Genomic DNA, 17,538 nt, shown 5'->3' with positions numbered 1-17,538 from the left:
AAAACAGTAGGAGGCTTGACTTGAAAAAAGGCATTTATTTAAACGATTCCATTCATGGGCTGATTTCACTAACAGAATATGAAAGAAGGATTATTTCAACCATCGGTTTCAATCGTCTCCACGACGTATATCAGAATTCAACCGTGTATCTTACGTTTCCAAGCAATCGAACGAAACGATTTGAGCATTCCATCGGTACAATGAAACTCTGCTCTGAAATGTTTTTTCAGTCTCTGCTCAATACCACAGATTCTATGCTGAGTGAATTCTTTGAGATTTTTGTCAGAGAATATGATGAGATTTTAGATAAATTAACGCGACAGACGGATATCTGTATGGAAAAACTAGGTGACAGACTACCAACGCAAATGCCAAAGATTGAACTGGATAAGTTGAGGCATTCCCTTATCCCCAACAATATCCCAAAAGAGTATAAAATCATGCATTTGATACTGATTCAATCCATCCGGGCAGCTGCACTGCTGCATGATATCGGGCATCCTCCATTTAGTCATATCGTGGAATTCGCGTTAAAAGATGTTTACTTGGAATATAAAGAGAAGGTATTAAGTGAAGAAGAAAATGCAAAAGAATTTGTTGAAATCATGTCGAAATATTTTGAAGGCAATCGAAAATTGCACGAACAAATGGGAGATGAGATCAGCGAGGGTATTTTAAGTAAAATCATTGTACCAATTTCAGAAAATGGCGAGCAATACGATGAAAACTTATTTGAACTGCTTGTATTAGAAGGTGTAAAGAGAATTTTTGCAGAGGAAGGAGCCTTTAAGCAACTTCATAGGTTGCTTGATTCTAGCTTAGATGGCGACCGCCTGGATTATGCCACGAGAGACGTAATCAATTCCGGAAAGGACTCTGGAAAGGTAGAGTATAGCAGAATTATTAATGATATGCAGTTGATTGTGGAGAATGGAGAGATTTACTTCTGCGTTCCGTTAAAAGCAGTAAGTTCCGTGGAAGATTTTGTTAAGCGTAGATATAACAGCTACAAAGATATTGTTTATCATCATAGAGTGATCCAATCCGATTATATTTTAGAAGGAATCGTAAAAGATCTGGTAAAGAAATATTTGGATGAAGCAGTGTTGGATAAGCAGCGCGATAATGAAGTGCTGATTCCCTTTGATATCTCAGGCCTTTGGTTTCCCTTGGGAGATAAAAAATCAGCAATCAAAGCAAATGCTCTTTCTCAATGGAATGATTCCTGGTTAACGACTATTTTAAGGCAGATTTATTATACGGAATATTATCATAATAAAGACATCGAAGATGGTAGCAAGGAGTATGTGTTAGCCCAGCGTCTGGCTGAATTACTCCGTAGCAGCAAGCGCTACCATTCCCTGATTAAACGAAGTGAGAATTTTAAGATTATTGATGATGCCGTGAAATTGGAGTTAATGAAACACAAGGATGAGATGGAAGAATTCCTCATAAAGAAAGAAGTGTTATCCAGCGAGGAGCGATCCACGGAACTAATTCGTCAAATGTTAGATAATACGTGGAAGAATTCTTCTGGTTTTGTTTTATCTTTTATATCGAGATTCAGCAAGGAAATGAGAATCGAAGGGTTTGAGCAGATGGTAAGTGATATTGTTAAGGAGGAATCCAATTCTTTAATTACCAACCTAAAGACTTATGATACGGTAACTTTATTTAAACGAATTTCAATCGGTTTAGATTCCCCCATTTATTTCTATAATCATAAGGGGACAATCTCTACCTTAAAAGACATCAGTGGAATCGCTGACATTTTACAGCTTGATTCTGACTATCTTCCGGTTTTCTATATTTACATTTTAGCAAAAGATGAGGACGGAATTCTAAAGGAAAAAAGAGAAGAACTGCTAGGCGTTTTTGGGAAACGAATCGGTTTTGAACTTGTGAAAAGGTTTCTGATATAATAAAGTAATATATGGATCAAATTCTTTCAAATATGAGGTAAGATTATATTCACATAATAAAGAATCAGACGTTTGAGTTTGGTTCTTTATTATTGCTGGGTATCCTTTTAATAAACTGGGGCTAAGTTTAAAGAAATCGAAAGACAACCTCAGTATAGGCATAAAGGGGAAAGGAATATGGCAGAATTTAAGAGAGAGGTATCTCTGCTGTATTATGAATGTGGAAAAAAATAGCCCAAAATCGTCGGATTGTGTTAGAATAGGATATATCATGAAACAGAGGGATTTAATATGTTGTATCAAATTATAGATGGGACGGTAAGTGCAGGCGGTAATCTTATCTTGTCACATATTGATTTTGAGATACGGGGAAATGAAAAAATAGCGGTGGTGGGGAGCAATGGTGCCGGGAAAACCACCCTCTTAAGATTAATAGCTGGGGAGATCAGTTTAGATCGTGACGACAAGCGAAATGGCCCAGGGATTGTAAGCGCAAGAAAGCCTACAGTAGGATACTTAAAGCAGCAGGCATTTGGAGAAAAGGACAGGACGGTTGAAGAAGAACTGTTATCCTCATGCCCTTATAAAGATACCTATTCTGTGGAACGGTTTGAATATGAACGGGAATATGACACGCTCTTCACGGGCTTTGGTTTTCATAAAAGAGATAAAATAAGAAAAGTTTCAGATTTTTCCGGTGGAGAGCAGACAAAGATCGCATTGATTGGCCTTTTACTTCAAAAGCCGGATATTCTGCTTTTGGACGAACCCACGAATCATCTTGACATCCAGACCATAGAATGGCTGGAGCAGTATATGAAGGGGTATGATAAGTCTGTAGTCATGGTGTCTCATGACCGGTTTTTCCTGGATCAGACGGTATCAGTAGTCTATGAGCTTTCTGGAAAAAGGCTTACCCGTTATCCCGGCGGTTATACCCACTACCGGGAGGAAAAGAAAAAGGCCATAAGAATCCGCACCAAGGAGCATGAGAGGCAGTTGCAGGAGATCAACCGTCTAAATGCGATGGTGGAGCGGTTTAAAAACAAGCCCAGTAAGGCTGCTTTTGCCAGAGCGAAGAAGAAGGCGGCTGAAAAGATCCAACTAGTGGAAAAGCCCATAGAGGACGAAGGCCATATATTTACTGGAACCATAGAGCCTGCAATCTTAGGCAGTAAATGGGTCTTTGAATCGGAACATCTGAAAATAGGATATGACAAACCTATTTCAGAACTCACCATGAGAATCCGTAGGGGACAAAAAATTGGTATTCTGGGTCCCAATGGAACAGGGAAAACCACGTTTTTAAAAACAGTGGCAGGACTTATTCCCCCACTTTCTGGAGAATATTCCATTGGAAATCAAATCACCATCGGCTATTTTGATCAGCATTCTGCGGAGCTTTCATCCTCGAAAACCGTTGCGGAGCATTTTCACGATTTATTCCCGTCTCTGACGGAAAAAGAGGTGAGGAGCATTCTTGGGGCTTATTTATTTGGTGGAAAAGAAGCTTCTAAGTCCGTGGATTCTTTATCAGGTGGAGAAAAGGCAAGACTTGTTCTTATGGAGCTTTTACAGAGCAGACCGAACTTTTTGATTCTTGATGAGCCTACCAACCACATGGATATTAGGGTAAAAGAGACGCTGGAGTCTGCCTTTATGACTTATACGGGAACCATACTTTTTGTTTCTCATGACCGGTATTTCTTAAACCGGGTGGCAGAATCGATTCTGCTATTTGAGGAACAATCGGTGTTTTATTATCCTTTCGGTTATGAACATTATATTGAACGGAGCAGGGTGGCAGAAACTGGGGAAGGGGTTGCAGCTCGTGTAAAAGCGGAGGAGCAGGCTTTGATCGCTGGCATGAGAGCCGTACCGAAAGCAGAAAGACATCGATTAAAAGAACTTTCCACTGAAGAGGCATACATGGATTGGAAGTTGGGATTGGTATTTGAAAAATTGATACCAGCAAGAGAACGGGTGGGAGAGCTGACCGAACGCTTGGAAGAGATAAAGATGTCCTGGCTGGAGTCACAGGACTTCTGGAATGGGCAGGAATGGCTAGAAGCCCCCAGATATGATGAGATGTTGATGGAACGGGATAAGGCCATGGAAGAATGGACCAGGTGGTGCATGGAATGGTTTGAAGCTGCGTTTGGGGAAGAAATGATATAAAATAAGCGTAGAATCAGGACCGCTATGGTCGTAATTCTACGCTTTTATGTAGCATGACTCTATTGATAACTTTGTTCTACTCTTATATTGTTATCGCATTAGTATTTTCCTGATGCAGATCCAGATATAGAGGCGGTTCCCAATTTAGATCCGAAATCAGATCCAAAGTCAGTTGATGCGTTAGACTGAGTGGAAGCGTTTTTATTAAGCTTAAACTTCCCTACTTCTTGTTGCAGCGTCTGAGCCTGAGCGGATAGCTCTTCACTGGATGCAGAACTTTCTTCTGCTGTAGCTGCATTGGTCTGAATGACAGCTGATACCTGAGAAAGTCCCTGGTTGATTTCTTCAATGGCAGCCACCTGACTGCTTGAGGCTGATTCGATTTCTAGAATGGCCTGTTCTACCAGTTTGGACGTTTCATAGACTTCTTTTAGGATTTTGGAAGTCTCAGATGCCATCTCTTCCCCTTCTGAAACTGCTTCTACAGAATGGTTTATGAGAACTGCGGTTTCCTTAGCAGCTTCTGCGGATTTAATGGCAAGGTTACGAACCTCGTCAGCAACCACGGCAAAGCCTTTTCCAGCATTGCCAGCACGTGCTGCTTCAATGGCAGCATTTAAAGCCAGAATATTTGTCTGAAATGCAATGTCCTCGATCACCTTGGTAATATTGGATATTTCAGTGGAGGCGGTTCCAATTTTATTCATGGACTCATTTAAGCTCTGCATATATTCATTGCTTGCTGAAACGCCAGCGTTACTTTGTTCCACATGAGTGGAGGCGAGACGGACGTTACTTGCGTTATGTTCCGCTTGTCTTGCAATAGTAGTGATAGAAGCAGTCAGCTCTTCGACGGTAGCAGCCTGCTCGGTAGAACCTGATGCCAATGCCTGGGCGCCAGAGGAAACCTGTTCTGCACCGGTATTTACCTGATCAGCGGAGATGTTGATAAGAAGAAGAGTACGGTTAAGATCGTTTTCTATCTTGCGCAGAGCAAGGCCAAGGACGTCTTCTTGAGAACGGAGTGGGACCTCCTTTGTAAAGTCTCCATTGCTGATTTCTTCTGCTATCATGACCTGTTCCCGAATTCCTTGAAGCATCTGTGTAAAAGCGTCGGCGAGCTGACCAGTTTCATCTTTGGAATCAATGTCCTTAAGATCTACATCAACATGGCCCAAAGCAATTTTCTTTGCAGCGGAAACCACCTGACTAATGGGATTGCTGATCATTTTTGATATCTTAAGGCCTAAGTAGAGAGCAACGATTGTTCCCAAGGCTACAATGATACAAAGGGTTGCTGTGAGTATAATTGCGGTGGTGTCGTTTGTCTTGCTTGTTTGCTTGGCAGAATCCATACGTAGGCTTATGAGTTTATCCATGTTATCGTAAATTTTCTGTATGTTCTCGGAATCACTGTTTAGTGCAGATAAAGCAGCCTTACTATCTCCGGATTTTGCTGCTTCCAGACATTTTTGAATGATGGGATCGTAAGACTTGTCAAATAATTGAATTGCTTCGTCTAGTGTTGCAAGCCCAGAAGCAGTTTTCATGCTCTTTCGGTATTCTGTAGCATTTTGTAAGAATAGCTGCTTTGAATTCTGATAATCTTGTTCCAGGTTTGCCAGTTCTGATTGGTTGCCTGCATGAATTATCATTGCATTGGTATCGGTACGAAGCTGATAGAGGCTTTTGTTAGAGGCAAACAGTTCGTTGATTGGAGCTGTCTGTTCCTCATATAAATAGGTATCCATCTGATTAATGCGGATCATGCCGAATATGCCCACGCTACCAATGATTAACATCATCAGCACCATGCCTAGAAAAGCGGTGAGCAGTTTTTTTGTAATACTGTAATCCCTGAAATTCTTCATGCCTTTTACCTCCTGTGATTGGTCTTTCTCTTATGTATGATTGTTTCAATTTGTTCTGCAAAAAGAAAGTATGAAGCGTGCATGGGGGATTCGCAGTTTAACTAAAACTGTGTCTAGTATGCTTGAACTCTATATTATTCATGACTTTAAGCTGTATTGACGGAAGAATTGACGGCGAATGATTGTTGCTCCATGCTAGTAAGGTGCATGTGATTAAACTTATCAATCGCTATTTTTTTCTGCTCCATAAGCGAATGGGCATACACATTCATGGTGATTGCTACATTTGAGTGACCCAGTATTTCACTAACGGTCTTTATATCTACGTGTAGTTCCANATCAGCACCATGCCTAGAAAAGCGGTGAGCAGTTTTTTTGTAATACTGTAATCCCTGAAATTCTTCATGCCTTTTACCTCCTGTGATTGGTCTTTCTCTTATGTATGATTGTTTCAATTTGTTCTGCAAAAAGAAAGTATGAAGCGTGCATGGGGGATTCGCAGTTTAACTAAAACTGTGTCTAGTATGCTTGAACTCTATATTATTCATGACTTTAAGCTGTATTGACGGAAGAATTGACGGCGAATGATTGTTGCTCCATGCTAGTAAGGTGCATGTGATTAAACTTATCAATCGCTATTTTTTTCTGCTCCATAAGCGAATGGGCATACACATTCATGGTGATTGCTACATTTGAGTGACCCAGTATTTCACTAACGGTCTTTATATCTACGTGTAGTTCCAGTGCTCTGGTTGCAAAGGTATGACGGGTGGAATGGAATTTGCGATCCTTTACGCCAGCCTTTTTTAGTACTCTTTTAAATAACTTTTGGTATGCCCTAGGATCGATAGGCACGTTACTTCCTGACATGACATAATAATCTTCCTTATCATCGATCAGAATATATTCTCTTGCAATTGCTACAAGAAACGCTGGAAGGGGGATTTTTCTTATCGATGTACGACTTTTTGGTGTGCCGACATTGAGTTGAGTTTTCGTATCTTGTAGCGTAAAGTTTTTCGTTCGGGTTACGGTACGTTTAATTGACATAGTGCCCGCTTCCAAATCAAAATCACTCCACCTTAACGCACAAAGTTCTCCAAGCCGAATGCCAGTGTAAATGCAAAGTATAATTCCAATCGCACGTTTGTCTTCATAATTAATGGCTGTCCACTCTATATGTCTTTGCTCTTTCATGGAGAATATCTCTACTTCCTTTTGTTCTGCCTTGGGTAGTTTAACTGCTTGAAGTATGGCTGTAGAGTCCTTCTTATTATTTAATATTTCTTTTAATGCTGTTTTAAAAATTGCCAGAATCTTTTTTTTATAAGCTTCTGAAATTGAGGTATCTTCTTTCATTTCTTTCACAAAATCCATTACAGATTCTTCTGTGATTTCATCAATATAGTTATTTAAATAGAAAGGAATGATGTATTTCTTTAAGCAGTTGTAGTAACTCTCATAAGTAGAGGGTTTCACCCGGTTAACAATCTCACATTCCAACCAAGTATTAAATTGGTCAACTGCATTAGGTATAGAAATTGGTATGATATTCTCTGATAATTTATTGTTCTCCAGAAATAATCTCATTTTTACTTTTACTTCACGATAACTTTTGCCATAAAAGTAATGGTATTTTCCTCCTATTTTTTGCTGTCGACCTTCCCAACGTCCGTCTTTTCGCTTGTATATATTTTCACCTTTGCGTGGCATTGCTATAATTCTCCTTTTTTGACGTGATTTTTGACGGCGAATGTTGTGATTTTCGCCAAAAATGCTTTGCATCTTTCGTATTTAAGCGTTCGAATTCTATCATCAATACTATATTTGTTTAGATTGACAAACAATAAGCCAGTATTATATAATGAATCATGTCGAAATTTGTCTGAAAGCTGCGGCGTGGTTTTAGTTAAACTGCGCCTTTTCTAATGGGTAAAACTACTGTTTCAATTTATAAAATAAGAAGATCTGTCATGGGGAAGATTGTGTTAATATAGAAAGTAAACACATCAGAAAATAGAAGTTTGAAATAACATAATAGAATTAAAAATAATGTCTCCTTTATCATTCTGCGTAGAATGATTTAAATATTTTTTGTATCAATGCGATTGAATTAGTATTAACCTCATTATAATCATTTTTAAAAATACTACAATAGTAATTTCATTAATAAATGTTAGGTTTTCAGAAAGATCTATTGGCTAAAAAAGGCAGCGGTCAGATATACTGATCGCTGCCTTTTTAACTGGTATTTTTAATAAGCCTTACAATTTATGAGAACACATATAATGCATTGAAACGATCCTTGCGATACGGGTCATAGAAACCGTCGCTGAGATCCCAGTCTTTAAAGTCATCCTTCTGGAATAAGAGATGCTCTTCCCGGTGAGAGCGCATGGGAATCTCTCCAATTAAAACACCTTTCTTTGCCACTCTTAAAAGTTCCTCTGTAGCTGCTTTTGCATACTCTTTATTATCAAAATATAGATAAACGCCATAACAGATGACCTTATCAAAGGAATTATCTTTAAAGGGCAAGTCAGCAGCTTCACCTGTGAGGACGGAATGGTTTAAAAATTCAATGTGTTTCTTAACCAGAGTGGGAGAGTAATCTACGCCCACATAATCGCAGTCTAAATACTGTGCAAGTGCCCCCGCTCCGCATCCAACTTCCAAGACCTTATCTTCCTTCCGGATATCCAGTCTTTCTATGATTTGTCTTGCCACCTCTTCCATATCCACCTGAGTGGCCTCATATCCATCGTAAGCAAGTAAATCAGTTACAGTGCTGTCTGCATTTCCCTTGCGGGTCCAAATCTGCTTCCAGGTTTCTTTTTGGGTTTCCAGTGTATTCATCTTTGTTGCCTCCTTGATTATCGTAATATATGTTTCAGCGCATCGGCCAGCCGATTGTTGTCTTCTTTCGTACGGACTGCAATGCGTATAAACTCTCTTCCTTCCATGCCGGACTTATTTGATAAGTCCTTTACTAAAATGTTGTAGCGGTTGAGTAAAAGTTCTGCAATTTGGGAAGCGGAACATCCATCTATAATCTCACACAGAATGAAATTCGCTTCCGATGGGTAGAGCTTTAGCTGTCGAATGGTACCAAGCTCCTCGTACATGTGAATCCGTGTCTCCTTAAATCTTCTTAAGGCTTCCGTATAGTCAGACTGATATTTCTCAAAAATCTGCAAAAAGTATTCTGCCAAGGAGTTAATGTTCCAGACAGGCAGTTCTTTTCGAACAAGTGCTGTAACGGACGGGTCACTGCAAGCTAAGATGCCAAGTCGGAGACCAGGAACTCCATAGGATTTTGAAATGCTTTTAATAAGAACCAGATTTGGGTAAGCATCAAGGGTCTCCTGGTTCATTAAAGATGGCTCTTCTTCCGCAGCAGAAAAGTCAAGAAAGGATTCGTCCAAAATCAGATACGTATTTCTCTCAGCACAGAATTCAAGAAGAGAAACAACGTCATTCTTTTTTATGTAATTTCCAGTGGGGTTTTCTGGATTTACCAGCACAAGCGCATCAATTTCCTTATCCTTATAAAATTCCATGAGATCGTACACCGTATAAGAAAAATCCGGAGTAGATACGGTAAACGGGACTGGCTGCCTAGCGCAGTTTCCATATTCCTCAAAAGAAGGCCTTACAATGCCCACCCCACGTTCAAAGAAACGGATCAATGGTTTAATAAGTTCTGCAGCCCCATTACCAGTGAGTACATGATCCCGATTAAGTCCCAAGGATTTTGCAGCCAAAAGATTGTTGATTTCCAAACCGGAAGGATAGTTTGTGCACAGGGCTTCAAAGCTGGCCTTGATTTCTCCCATAAGGCGGCTGTTTGGGAAATAAGGATTCACCAGGTAGCAAAAATCAAGAAGTCCGGGATACCGCCAAAATCCGCCGTACCGGCTGGAAATTCTGCTCAGCCTGCTTTGGGAATCTGTAAAAATAGATTCTGCAATATCCAGATCCTGTTCATCGTCAATCTCATACCAGAAACCATTTTCCAGGCGGGTAGCCTTTAGGTCATGATCATCCAATAAGGAAATAACCTTTAACACTTGTTCGTAATATTCATTATTTCCAAGTGCCTTGCTGTAGGCTTCTAAAAATGGTACATACTTGGTCTCAGAAAAGCCCTTGCTGAACTTATAAATGTTTACCGTCTTATAATAGGAATGAATGTCTTCAAACCGGAAATCTTTTCTCGTTAAGAACTTAGTAATATTGTCTTGTTCATCAAGTAAAACAACGGTTCCATCCATCCAACTTTCAAAATGCGCCACCAATGCCAGATTGGGATAAGGATTTTGTATAATCTGGGTCAAGACCTCCTGTTCAAAAATCAAATCGGATTCCAACAAGATGGTATCGTCGTGAAGAAGGTGTTCCTTTGCAAGATACAGGGAATAAATGTTATTGGTAGTCTGATACACCGGATTATCAATATAGATAATGGGGGTACTCAAAGTTAAGGAAGCTGTGAAGGTTCTAAGCTGCTCACCTTCGTGCCCTGTGACCAATATAATCCTATTTAAATGATACTGATCTAACTGTTTTAACATGCGTTCAATCAGTGGAACCTGGTTTACCTGAACCATACATTTTGGCTGATTCTCTGTCAGCTTTTTTAAACGCCGTCCCATACCGGCGGCTAGAATGATAGCCTGCATGACATTCTCCTTTATGTTCAAAAATATATTAATTAGTTAATTTATGAACATAATAGCAGGTTTTTCCAAAGCTGTCAATGGGGAAGAAAAAATAAAAAAGAAGTTATCATGTTATCCTAATATAGAAAGAACCTTGACACTGAAAAAAATCGTGTTATAATATGAAAATGATTTCTGATTTCGAAAACGGGGGTATATTATGGCAGAGAGAGGCAGATACCGGACAAAGCAGCAAGAGATTATTTTGAGCTGTTTAGAGAAACAAAAAGAGATGTTTTGTACGGTAGAGCAATTTATGGAGTGTCTCCACCGTGACGGGATCCATGTAGGACAGACAACGGTATACCGGGCGCTAGAACGTCTTACAGATGACGGGGCCGTGGTAAAAATCCCGTCTGTAGACGGATCCAAAGCACAGTTTCGTTACATCGGTGAAGACATATATAGCAATGTAGGTAAGCTGGTATGCTTAAAGTGCGGTGGGATTATTCCTTTGGAGTGCTCCAAGCTGGATGCATTCTATGAGCATATCAACGAAGACCATGGATTTAGATTAGATCAGCATCATATGGTGCTTTACGGCTATTGCAGCCAGTGCCAGTAAATAAAATGGACAAGAAAAGGAGAACGGGAATGATAGCTTTTAAACATCACAGGCAACAGATTGCAATGCTACTTGCTGTAATAATTGCAATGACCCTTCTTTTTTCTTCCATCTTTGTGCTGACGCATTTAAATCATGATTGTACAGGCATGAACTGCGTAGTTTGTTCTGAACTTAGGACTTGTATCCGCACAGTTCATTTGCTTTCCCAGACATTGGGGAGCGGGATCTTATTTATTTTCGCATACAATTGTTTTAAAAATCAGGCAAGAAAATATAATGCCGGAATTTTATCTTCTAGGTTATCCCTGGTTGGATTAAAGGTCCGTTTGAATCGTTGAATCATTCTTATGAGTAAGAGAATGATCTGAGCTTGTGTTTTATCGTAAAAACGGAGGAATAAAATGAAAAAAAACAGAAAGAGGGCGAGTTGCTTTCTAGCAATTGCTGCCCTTTCTATTAGTGTTCTGCTTACCGGCTGTGCCGGAAAACAAAAGGAAGACAAAGGGGATAAGCTTAATGTCATGACTAGTTTTTACCCAGTCTATGACTTCACCTTAAAGGTAGGCGGAGATAAGGTCAACGTGAAAAATATGGTTCCATCAGGGACTGAGCCTCATGAGTGGGAACCGGGAACCCGTGATATCGCCAGTTTGGAGGAATCCAATGTATTTATCTACAGCGGTGCCGGAATGGAACATTGGACGGAAGATGTATTAAAGAGCCTTGGTAATAAGAACCTGATTGTTGTAGAAGCTTCCACTGGTATTACATTGAAGGAAGGCCATGAAGAAGAAGGAGAGGCTCATAAAGAAGAGGACAAAGAACATGACCATGGAGAATTTGATCCTCATGTATGGTTGGATCCTCAAAATGCAAAAAAGGAAATGGAAAACATAAAAGAAGGACTTGTGAAGGCCGATCCTGTAAACAAGGATTATTATGAGGCCAATTATAAGACCTACGCAGAAAAGTTTGATAAGCTGGATCAATCTTTTAGGGATACCTTACATCCTCTTCAAAACAAATCCATTGTAGTATCCCATGAAGCCTACGGATATTTGTGTGCCGCCTATGGTCTGACCCAGGTTGGAATTGAAGGTTTAACGCCAGATTCGGAACCAGATCCCGCAAGAATGGCTGAAGTCATTGATTTTGTCAAGGAGAATAAGGTTAAAACCATCTTTTTTGAGGAACTTGTAAGTCCTAAGGTGGCTGAGGCCATTGCAAAAGAGACTGGAGCAAAGATTCAGGTACTAAGTCCGGTAGAAGGTCTTAGCGATCAGGAAGTAAAAGATGGAGAGGACTATTTTTCAGTCATGGAGAAGAACCTTGTTGCCATAAAGGATGCACTTGAATAAAAAGGAACAGGAGTAAGAATTGTGAACGCGATTGAAATAAAGGGCTTGACCTTTTCCTATGGAAATACGCCGGTTTTAAACGGAGCAGATTGTTGTGTTCCAGAGGGCCGATTTGCCGCTTTGATCGGAGCCAACGGGGCCGGAAAAAGTACATTAATAAAGATGTTGTTAGGAGAACTGCCCTTAACTGGGGAAAATGGCACCATAGGTCTCATGGGCCGGGAGCTAAAGCTATTTGATAGCTGGAGCCAGGTGGGCTACGTTCCTCAAAATGGAATGGCATCTTATAAGGATTTCCCTGCTTCGGTGGAGGAGATCGTTCAGGCAAATCTCTATTCCCGGATTGGCTTATTTCGGTTTGGCGGAAAAAAGGAAAAGGAACTGGTACATCAGGTACTTAGTCAGGTAGGAATGGAGCCGTTTCAAAAGCGACTCATTGGAAAGCTTTCCGGGGGCCAGCAACAGAGGGTCCTTCTTGCCCGTGCTCTGGTAAATCAGCCAAAACTTTTAATTCTTGATGAGCCAACTTCTGGAGTGGATAAGGAAAACACGGAAGAGTTTTACCGGCTGATCAAGAAATTCAATCGCGAAGACGGGGTAACTGTTTTTATGGTTACCCATGACAGAAACTGTTTATCAGAGCTTACAGACGATGTCTGGCAGCTACAAGATGGAGTGATGAAACGAGTAATAGAGGAGAGGAAAGGAGAAAACCATGGAGATATTTAACTATGGATTTATGCAGCGTGCATTCCTGGTGGGAATTCTGCTGGCAACTGTGATCCCTTGTATTGGTGTCGTTATTGTACTAAAACGATTGTCCATGATAGGGGATGCCCTTTCCCATACTTCTCTTGCCGGAGTTGCGGCAGGGCTTATTCTCGGAATCAACCCTGTAGCCAGTGCAGCAGCAGCCTGTATCATTGCAGCCTTTGGAATTGAGGCTATTCGCAGGAAACTGCCTCGTTATTCTGAGATGTCGATTGCCATTATGATGTCTGCCGGAATCGGACTTGCTGGAGTGTTATCTGGATTTGTAAAGAATTCGGCAAACTTTAACAGCTTTCTTTTTGGCAGTATTGTAGCAATTAGTGATATGGAGATGTATCTGGTCATTGGAGTTTCTGCGGTGGTCCTTCTCGTGTTTTTACTATTATACAAAGAACTATTTTATATGGCCCTTGATGAACGCAGCGCAAGGCTGGCAGGAGTACCGGTGAAACAAGTTAATTTCATATTCACCATATTAACGGCAGCCGTTATTTCCATTGCAGCTAGGACGGTAGGAGCACTCATCGTGTCTTCCATGATGGTGATCCCTGTGGCCTGTGCTATGCAGTTTGGGAAAAATTATAAGCAGACGGTAATTTATGCCATAAGCTTTGATGTTGTGTTTATGATCGCAGGGCTTTTTTTTGCCTATTATTTTGGACTGAAACCAGGAGGAACCATAGTTTTGGTGGGAGTCCTTTCTCTTCTGCTTATTTTTACCGGTAAAAAGGTACTTGGCGGAAAAGGATAACAGGCAGTAAGGAGTAAATAAATGACAGATCTTTATATCGTATCTGGTTTCTTGGGAGCGGGAAAGACAACGTTGATACAGACAATGGCTGACCACGTGTTTCAAGGACAAAAAATCGTAGTCATTGAAAATGACTTCGGAGAAGCGGGGATTGATGCCAGCTTTTTAACAAGCTGTGATATTACAGTTACCAGTTTAAGTGCGGGTTGTATTTGCTGCAGCATAGCTGGTGATTTTTATAAAGCCATTGGACAGATTGTAAAGGAATACCAGCCAGATGTGATTTTGGTTGAACCATCTGGAGTGGGTAAACTATCGGATATTATAAAAGCCTGCTTAAAGCAGAAGGAGCTTGTAGAGATCAAGCGCTGCATTACCGTAGTGGACAGCAGAAGATTTGATAAGTATAAAGAAAATTACGGTGAGTTTTTTATGGATCAGATCCGGTATGCAGACCTGATTCTCATCAGTCATATGAATGGCGATTCGGGTGAGATGAAGGGAATTCTTGGTAAACTAAGAGCGTGCAATCAGGAAGCAAGGCTTGAGACTGACTTTTGGGATACCATACCAGCGGCTGTATTCCGATCAGGAACCCGGGTGCAGGCAGTGGAGGCGCTTCGGGAAGAAGTTATAAGGACCCCAAAGATATCTCATATTCTACGTGGATTATCTTCTCCGTTTCGTCTTGCCAGAGAGGTATTTGCTTCTGTCACTCTCGAATGCGATGCCACTCTCACGACAAAAGAGTTAAAAGATAAGCTGGAGCTGGTGATTCATAAGGCGGATGGAATGATTCTAAGAGGAAAAGGGATCGTAAGCTGTAAGGATGCTACGGTCTTATTTCATTACATACCAGGAATACTTAAAATAGAGCCTTGTTTGGCAGAGGGAAACAAAATCTGCTTTATTGGGACTGGAATTAAGGAACAGCAAATAAAATCTATATTTGAAGGGAAACTATAATATGATAACTCCTGCATGGGTGGTTACCGGATTATTGGATTCCGGCAAGACCACAATCATCAACCGGCTGGCAGAAAAAGAGCTGAAAGAGCAGGACATCTTGGTGATTCAGTTTGAAAACGGGGACGTTCCCTTAGTGGAAGCAGAGCACATCCGTTGTATGCAATATACAAAAAGTCAGCTTGAAGAGGTCCCATATGAAATATGTGAGGAGATCTTTAACCAGCTTACGGAGGAACCAGTGGATCTGGTTTTGATTGAATGGAATGGTATGGAGCATTTTCATACCTTTGAACAGATGTTTTTACAGTTTCAAATGAAGCCTGTGATCAGCATAGAAAAGGTTATTTACGCAGCCGATGAAACATTACTGGATCACAGGATTGCCGATTCTGGGGCTATCTCCATGTCCCAGGTGGCTGCTAGCGATTGCACTTATTTATCAACAGGCGAAGCAAAAGAAGTTAAATTTGGACGGGATCTACCGGTTTTTACTGAGGATAACTGGAAAGGGTTTATGAATCAGTTATTTCGCTACGATGTAAAGCCTCATATCTGGCTTATGTCTGTCACTGCGGCGGCTGTTTTGTATTTGATGATAAAGCCGATTCTAGGTTCTATCAGTTTTTCTTATGATATATTTCTCACCGTATTTTTAGGTGTATTTTTACAGGCAGTGCCGTTTCTAGCCATTGGTGTCCTTCTTTCCTCCGCCATTCAGGTATATATAAGCCCTGACTGGATTCAAAGGAAGTTTCCAAAGAAGGTCATTCCGGCTCAGATATTTGCGGTTTTTGCAGGTTTTTGCCTACCAGTATGTGATTGTGCCTCCATTCCAGTGTTTAAAAGCCTGGTAAAAAAGGGAGTGCCAATCTCTGCGGCTGTCACCTTTATGTTAGTTTCTCCGGTGATTAATCCGGTTGTGATTTTATCCACTTGGTATGCATTCAATGGAAATTTAGCTATGATTGGCGCTAGAAGCGGGCTTGGTATTCTCTGCGCCGTTGTATCTGGACTCACATACCTTGTTTTACCACCAGAGAAGGTGTTTACAGGCAAGATTGTTGGAAGCATAGCAGAAGACCTAGTGGATGATACCTCCTCACGATTTCTTCAAATGATACGCCACGCCCAGAATGAATTTTTTAGTGTGGGGAAATATCTTCTTACAGGTATCTTTATCTCAGCACTGTTCCAACAGTTTCGACCAGCCATGATTGCTACGGGATCAGGGAGTTCTCTTGTTTGGTCCATACTGTTTTTAATGGCAATGGCTTTTGTTTTATCCCTTTGTTCTTCCTCAGATGCAGTGGTGGCTAGAACCATGGCTTCTGTATTTCCAGTAGGAGGAATCCTTGGATTTTTAGTATTTGGTCCAATGATGGATATTAAAAATATCGCTATGTTGATTTCTGGATTTCGAAAAACCTTTATTGTAAGGTTATTGATTACTGTTTTTGTGGTCTGCTTTGTGGGAGTGTTTTTATTTTCCACCTTTTATGGCGGAGGGATCAAACTATGAGATTACGCGGAAAAGGTATGAACCTAGAGGCACTGGTAGAATCCTTGTGCTATTTGATTTTCGGTGTTATGTTGCTTCGTCTTACCTTGACGGGAGCTTATCTTAGTTATGTTACCCCAAGAATGAAGCCTTATTTAATTGGGTTATCTGTTCTGATGCTTTTCTGGGCGGGGGTCAACGGAAAGAACATCCTTCGGCCCAAGTACAAAAGCAGGGTAAAGAGGTGTCTGGTTCTTATCATCCCTATATTACTACTTGCAGTTCCCCCTTCCTCTTTAGCGGCAGGTGCTATGGTAAAGAGCGTCTCTGGCTCCAATCTTACGGCTCCTTCGGGCGGAAGTGGAATTAAGCCAGAGGAAACGGTCCAGTCCCCGGAGGAAACCGTCCAGTCCCCGGAGGAGTATGCTTACTATGCACAAGACGACCTGGAGAAACCAGAGGAAGCTTTGGAAGAAAGCCAGGATCAGGAGGTGGGAACTTCGTCTGATAATCAGGCAAGGGCACTTCCCCCTGGGCTTAATGGACTGGATCAAGAAGCAAAGACGATTACCATATCCGATGAAGATTTTAGTCCATGGGTCACCGAATTTGGCACGAATCCAGAAAAATATGATGGTTATACTGTAACCATGAAAGGGTTCGTCTATCTAGATTTGGAAGAGAAAAAAGAGAATGAGTTTGCCCTAGTTCGGTTATCCATGTGGTGCTGTTCAGCAGATTTATCCCCTATGGGATTGATTACGGAATACAAAGGAAGTCTTACCGCAAAGGAAAATGACTGGATTACAGTGACTGGAACACTAAAGGTAGAGGACGGATATGCAGTTTTAAAAGCAGAAAAGATGGAGACTGCCGAAAAGCCTTTGGAGGAGTACGTTTATCCCTTTTATTAAAACTTGAGTATGGAAAG

Annotated in this window: 14 protein-coding genes; 10 read left to right on the top strand and 4 right to left on the bottom strand. The window is 40.9% G+C overall.

Features of this window, described 5'->3' with window-relative positions; all coding sequences use genetic code 11:
* Positions 1–20: 20 nt before the first annotated feature.
* On the top strand, positions 21–1,922 hold the full coding sequence (locus tag BET01_RS16930) for an HD domain-containing protein (RefSeq protein WP_120198044.1): 1,902 nt from the start codon (positions 21–23) through the stop codon (positions 1,920–1,922).
* Positions 1,923–2,213: 291 nt separating this feature from the next.
* Positions 2,214–4,100, top strand: coding sequence for an ABC-F family ATP-binding cassette domain-containing protein (locus BET01_RS16925; protein ID WP_120198043.1), 1,887 nt, complete (start codon positions 2,214–2,216; stop codon positions 4,098–4,100).
* A 98-nt stretch (positions 4,101–4,198) separates the two neighbouring features.
* Here BET01_RS16925 and BET01_RS16920 read toward each other — a convergent pair whose 3' ends face one another.
* The 4 genes from BET01_RS16920 to BET01_RS16900 form a co-directional block, all read right to left on the bottom strand.
* Positions 4,199–5,971 (bottom strand): methyl-accepting chemotaxis protein, encoded by a 1,773-nt coding sequence (locus BET01_RS16920; RefSeq protein WP_120198042.1) that lies wholly within the window; start codon positions 5,969–5,971, stop codon positions 4,199–4,201.
* A 552-nt stretch (positions 5,972–6,523) separates the two neighbouring features.
* Positions 6,524–7,684, bottom strand: a complete 1,161-nt coding sequence (locus BET01_RS16910) for a tyrosine-type recombinase/integrase (protein WP_120198040.1) — start codon at positions 7,682–7,684, stop codon at positions 6,524–6,526.
* Positions 7,685–8,242: 558 nt separating this feature from the next.
* Positions 8,243–8,827 carry a class I SAM-dependent methyltransferase gene (locus BET01_RS16905; protein WP_120198039.1) on the bottom strand — a complete coding sequence of 195 codons (585 nt, stop codon included), beginning with the start codon at positions 8,825–8,827 and terminating at the stop codon, positions 8,243–8,245.
* A gap of 17 nt (positions 8,828–8,844) precedes the next feature.
* Positions 8,845–10,653 (bottom strand): aminotransferase class I/II-fold pyridoxal phosphate-dependent enzyme, encoded by a 1,809-nt coding sequence (locus tag BET01_RS16900; protein ID WP_120198038.1) that lies wholly within the window; start codon positions 10,651–10,653, stop codon positions 8,845–8,847.
* 199 nt (positions 10,654–10,852) lie between these two features.
* Here BET01_RS16900 and BET01_RS16895 point away from each other — a divergent pair, with 199 nt between their 5' ends.
* From BET01_RS16895 to BET01_RS16860, 8 genes are all read left to right on the top strand, one after another.
* The gene (locus BET01_RS16895) at positions 10,853–11,257 is read left to right on the top strand and encodes a Fur family transcriptional regulator (RefSeq protein ID WP_120198037.1); all 405 of its coding nucleotides are present in this window, start codon (positions 10,853–10,855) and stop codon (positions 11,255–11,257) included.
* Positions 11,258–11,286: 29 nt separating this feature from the next.
* Positions 11,287–11,598, top strand: coding sequence for a hypothetical protein (locus BET01_RS16890; RefSeq protein ID WP_120198036.1), 312 nt, complete (start codon positions 11,287–11,289; stop codon positions 11,596–11,598).
* A gap of 63 nt (positions 11,599–11,661) precedes the next feature.
* Entirely contained in the window at positions 11,662–12,618 is a 957-nt protein-coding gene (locus BET01_RS16885; RefSeq protein ID WP_120198035.1) for a metal ABC transporter substrate-binding protein, read from the top strand.
* A gap of 21 nt (positions 12,619–12,639) precedes the next feature.
* Positions 12,640–13,347 carry a metal ABC transporter ATP-binding protein gene (locus BET01_RS16880; RefSeq protein ID WP_120198034.1) on the top strand — a complete coding sequence of 236 codons (708 nt, stop codon included), beginning with the start codon at positions 12,640–12,642 and terminating at the stop codon, positions 13,345–13,347.
* Positions 13,334–14,140: a metal ABC transporter permease gene (locus BET01_RS16875; RefSeq protein WP_120198033.1), complete on the top strand. Its 807-nt coding sequence runs from the start codon at positions 13,334–13,336 to the stop codon at positions 14,138–14,140. The genes BET01_RS16880 and BET01_RS16875 overlap by 14 nt, the downstream gene beginning before the upstream one ends.
* A gap of 21 nt (positions 14,141–14,161) precedes the next feature.
* Entirely contained in the window at positions 14,162–15,106 is a 945-nt protein-coding gene (locus BET01_RS16870; RefSeq protein WP_120198032.1) for a CobW family GTP-binding protein, read from the top strand.
* A 1-nt stretch (position 15,107) separates the two neighbouring features.
* Positions 15,108–16,628, top strand: a complete 1,521-nt coding sequence (locus tag BET01_RS16865; protein ID WP_120198031.1) for a permease — start codon at positions 15,108–15,110, stop codon at positions 16,626–16,628.
* The gene (locus tag BET01_RS16860) at positions 16,625–17,521 is read left to right on the top strand and encodes a TIGR03943 family putative permease subunit (RefSeq protein WP_120198030.1); all 897 of its coding nucleotides are present in this window, start codon (positions 16,625–16,627) and stop codon (positions 17,519–17,521) included. The genes BET01_RS16865 and BET01_RS16860 overlap by 4 nt, the downstream gene beginning before the upstream one ends.
* The last annotated feature ends 17 nt before the right edge of the window (positions 17,522–17,538 follow it).

Origin of the sequence: Lacrimispora algidixylanolytica (assembly GCF_003609635.1) — a bacterium.
GTDB classification, from domain to species: domain Bacteria; phylum Bacillota; class Clostridia; order Lachnospirales; family Lachnospiraceae; genus Lacrimispora; species Lacrimispora algidixylanolytica.
The sequence above is the reverse complement of the archived record's forward strand: the minus strand, read 5'-3'. Positions and strand labels throughout refer to the sequence as shown.